This is a genomic window from Streptomyces sp. NPDC001848 (assembly GCF_042891915.1).
Lineage (GTDB): Bacteria > Actinomycetota > Actinomycetes > Streptomycetales > Streptomycetaceae > Streptomyces.
Genome location: NZ_JBIATP010000043.1, coordinates 1 through 3,965 on the forward strand (window position 1 = coordinate 1; position 3,965 = coordinate 3,965).

General features: G+C 68.1%; 3 protein-coding genes. All 3 read left to right on the forward strand.

Annotation, left to right across the window (positions count from 1 at the left end):
- Positions 1-112 precede the first annotated feature (112 nt).
- The 3 genes from ACFYZJ_RS39305 (at position 113) to istB (ending at position 3,587) form a co-directional block, all read left to right on the forward strand.
- A complete protein-coding gene (locus ACFYZJ_RS39305) occupies positions 113-961 on the forward strand; it encodes an inositol monophosphatase family protein (RefSeq protein WP_388577182.1) in 849 nt (282 codons plus the stop codon).
- A 185-nt stretch (positions 962-1,146) separates the two neighbouring features.
- Positions 1,147-2,781 (forward strand): IS21 family transposase, encoded by a 1,635-nt coding sequence (istA, locus tag ACFYZJ_RS39310; protein ID WP_388577185.1) that lies wholly within the window; start codon positions 1,147-1,149, stop codon positions 2,779-2,781.
- Complete coding sequence (gene istB, locus ACFYZJ_RS39315; RefSeq protein WP_388577188.1) at positions 2,778-3,587, forward strand: IS21-like element helper ATPase IstB; 810 nt, start codon at positions 2,778-2,780, stop codon at positions 3,585-3,587. Before istA ends, istB begins: the two co-directional genes overlap by 4 nt.
- The last annotated feature ends 378 nt before the right edge of the window (positions 3,588-3,965 follow it).

The window sequence follows — 3,965 nt, forward strand, 5'->3', positions numbered from 1 at the left end:
CTGTTTGTAAGCACCTCATTGGGCTCCACTGCACGGCTCAGAAGTGGCGCCACGCCGTACGAAGTTGATCTGGCCCCACCTGGTGGCCGGTGAGCCGTGAAAGGCTCGACGGATGGATTACGCGTTCGATGCCCCTCCCGTCGACCGGGAGCTTCTGGACTTCGCTGTTCGCCTGGCCGGTCGCGCCGGGCAGATGTCGGCGCAAGGCTTCTTCAGCGATGACTGGCACAGCCGTCTCAAGGAGGACGGCACCGAGGTAACCGAGATCGACGTGGCGGTTGAAGAGCTGGTCAGGGAGGAGCTGAGCCGGCGGGTGCCGGACGACGGGATCTTCGGAGAGGAGGGCGGTGCGACCAGCGGGTTATCCGGACGGCGATGGATCATCGACCCCATCAACGGCACGAAGTACTTCACCCACCGAGTGCCGCTGTTCTCGAACGATCTCGCCTACGAGGACGAGGACGGGCCCGCTATCGGCGTGATCAACATGCCCCTGAGCCAGCAGATGATCGTGGCGGGTCGTGGTCTGGGCTGCTGGGTGCTGCCGGGTCCGGACCCGGACCTGCAATCGGGCCGCCGCGCCCGGGTCACGGAACGGACTGGCCTGGGCGGGGCAAGGACGCTGATGCACAACACGGCCGGTTGGCCGGAGGAACTCCTTTGCGCTCTCCACCGCCGGGTCCTCCTGGTGCCCTCGACCGGCATGATCGTGGCCCTGGTGACGGGCCGAGCCGATGCCGGCGTCATTGCCGGTCCGCCGATGGGCTACGAGGACGTTGCTCCGATGCCGGTCATCGTCACCGAGGCGGGCGGCCGGGTGACGGACCTGGACGGGGCGTCCGTACTGGAAGGCGACATGTCGGTGCTGGTCACCAACGGGCGACTGCACGAGAAGTTCCTGCAGTTGGTGAACGGCTTGCCGCACAGCCGCGACTATCGGGCCCTCGACGATGGTGAATAGCACGCCGGGCAGCGCCGCAGCACAGGCCGGAGCGGCTCGTGCATACGCCAGCAGGCAAGTCCGCGACGTGCCCTCTTTGGAGTGAATGCACTGCTCCGTCCGCCCCGCGACGGCAGGGTTTGTGCGTCGATCACGGTCATGTCGGAGGCCGTGTTACTTGATCACGGTCCTGTCGGGAGGCCGGGATGGGGTTGTCGCGGACGGAGCTGTTCGCTGCGATCCGGCGGGACAAGCGTCTCGCTCCGGAGATGTCGCAGCGGGCACTCGCGGAGAAGTACGGAGTGCACCGCCGGACGGTGCGGCAGGCACTGACCTCTGCGGTCCCGCCGCCGAGGAAGAAGCCGGCGCCGAGGGCCACGGTCCTGGATCCGGCCAAGGGCTGGATCGACGCGATGCTGCGGGAGGATGCGACCGCGCCGCGCAAGCAGAGGCACACCGCCCGCAGGATCCATCAGCGTCTGGCTCAGGAGTACGGCTTCGACCAGGTTTCGTACTCCACGGTCTGCGACTACGTCCTGGCCAGACGCCCGCAGATCGAGGCGGAGGTACTGGAGGGCCGTCGGCATCTGACGGGCATGGTTCCGCAGGTCCATCTGCCCGGCGAGGAAGCTGAGGTGGACTTCGCCGATGTGTGGGTCCGGCTGGCGGGCGAGGTTGTCAAGTGCCACCTGTTCACGCTGCGGCTGTCCTACTCGGGCAAGGCCGTCCACCGCGTCTACGCCTCGCAGGCCCAGGAGTCCTTCATGGAAGGACACGTGGAAGCGTTCAATGTCCTGGGCGGAGTCCCGACGAGGCACATCCGTTACGACAACCTGAAACCGGCGGTCAACCGCATCTGCACCGGTCGCAGCCGGGTGGAATCCGAGCGGTGGCTGGCCTTCCGCGCCCACTACGGCTTCGATGCCTTCTACTGCATCCCCGGCGAGGACGGCGCTCATGAGAAGGGCGGGGTCGAGCATGAGGGCGGCCGGTTCCGCCGCACGCACCTGGTCCCGGTCCCCGAAGTCGCCACGCTGGAAGAGCTGAACGACCGGCTTGCCGAGATCGACGCGGCCGAGGACGAACGGATCCTCGCGGGCAGGCTGACCACGGTCGGCTTCAACTTCGTCGCCGAGGCTGACGAGCTGGCGCCGCTGCCGTTCGAGGAGTTCGAGTGCGGCATCACGCTGACGCCGAAGGTCGACCGCAGCAGCCGGATCACGGTGAGGCAGTGCCACTACTCGGTGCCGGCCCGCTTCATCGGCCAGAACGTGCGGGTCCTGCTGCGGGGCAACGAACTGCTCGTCTTCGAACGGCGTGAGGTCGTCGCCCGTCATCCGCGGCTGACCCGGCGAGGCGACTACCGGGACGAACTCGACCACTACCTGGAGATCCTGCTGGTCAAGCCCGGAGCGATGGCCGGGTCGACCGCGCTGGTCACCGCCCGGCAGAACGGTTCGTTCACCGAGGTCCACGAAGCGTTCTGGGCCGCGGCCCGGGCCGCCCACGGGGACGCTGCCGGGACCCGGGCGCTGATCGAGGTTCTGCTGCTGCACCGGCGGATGCCCGCGACCGCCGTCGAGCAGGGCATGGCCGCCGCGATCCGGGCGGGCGCCACCAGCGCCGACGTGGTCGCCGTCGAAGCCCGCAGGGCAGCCGCGCAGACCCCGCCCCCGGACGCGGATCTGGACGACGCCGATGAGCCGCCGCCCTGGGCCGAGCCCAGCGGCGTGGTCTCACTGACGGCCCGCCGGGCCCAGCTGCCCGAGGACAAGCGGCCGCTGCCGACCGTCGCCCACTACGACCAGCTCCTGACACGTCAACCGAAAGGCACCGCATGAGCACGACCGACACCACGGCCCAGGTTCCTCCGCCCCGCCGGGACACGGGGCCGGAGGAGGCCGTGGACACGGCCATCGACGAAGCCTGCCGGGCCCTGCACCTGCCCACGATCCGCCGTCGGATCCAGGAGATGGCCGCCGACGCCATGCGCCAGCGGTCCAGCTACAAAGACTTCCTCGCCGACCTGCTGGAAGCCGAGTGCGCCGAACGCGAGGAACGGCGCAAGCAGCGGCTGGTCAGGGACGCCAACTTCCCCCGCCCCAAGCGCCTGGAGGACTTCGACTTCGCCGAGAATCCCAACGTCACCCCCGAGATCGTCGGCACACTGTCGGACCCGGCCTGGGTGAAGGCCGGACAGCCGCTCTGCCTGATCGGCGACTCCGGCACCGGCAAATCCCACCTGCTGATCGGAATCGGTACGGCCATGGCAGAGGCCGGGCTCAGGGTCCGCTACACGACCACGGTCAACCTGGTCAACGAGCTCGCGGAAGCCGCCGACGAGAAGAAGCTGACCCGCACCATCGCCCGCTATGGCCGCGTTGACCTTCTCTGTCTGGACGAGTTCGGCTACCTCGATCTGGACAAGGCCGGGGCCAAACTCCTGTTCCAGATTTTCACGGAGCGGGAAGAACGTCGGGCCATCGCGATCGCCTCGAACGCTCCATTCTCCGAGTGGAAGCAGACCTTCACCGACCCCCGGCTCTGCACGGCGATCGTCGACCGGGTCACCTTCAACGCACACATCGTCGAGACCGGCACCCAGTCCTACCGATTCGCGCAGAGCCAGCGCAAACGCCGCCGCTGACCTGCACCGACAACTGCGGCCGGCCTCCCTTGCGGGAGGCCGGCCGCAGCCGTTTCGGGCCCGGCCGCCAAGTCCCAGTGCGACCGCACCATCGCCCGTTCTCGTCCAGCAACCGCGGACACTGGGCGGTCCACGACCTGAGTCGAGCCGGGTCGGCAACCCTCCACGCACCTGTCGGGGATGCGCTGGCGGAGGTCCACCGAGGCTTCAAAACTACCGTCAACACCCCCCTCCCGGGCCAGCGGAACCACCCGATCGAAGTGGGGCCAAATCACCTTGCTACCAAGGCGTGAATCACACCACCGCACGCCCCCTCCGGCCCGTCAGTGGAGCCAAAACAACTCGGTGCAGTGGAGCCCAAAGAACTGCTTACAGACA

What these genes read in the sequence shown, in the direction of transcription:
- ACFYZJ_RS39305 (WP_388577182.1), top strand. Translation starts at nt 113, where the DNA reads ATGGATTACGCGTTCGATGCCCCTCCCGTCGACCGGGAGCTTCTGGAC.
- istA (WP_388577185.1), top strand. Translation starts at nt 1,147, where the DNA reads ATGGGGTTGTCGCGGACGGAGCTGTTCGCTGCGATCCGGCGGGACAAG.
- istB (WP_388577188.1), top strand. Translation starts at nt 2,778, where the DNA reads ATGAGCACGACCGACACCACGGCCCAGGTTCCTCCGCCCCGCCGGGAC.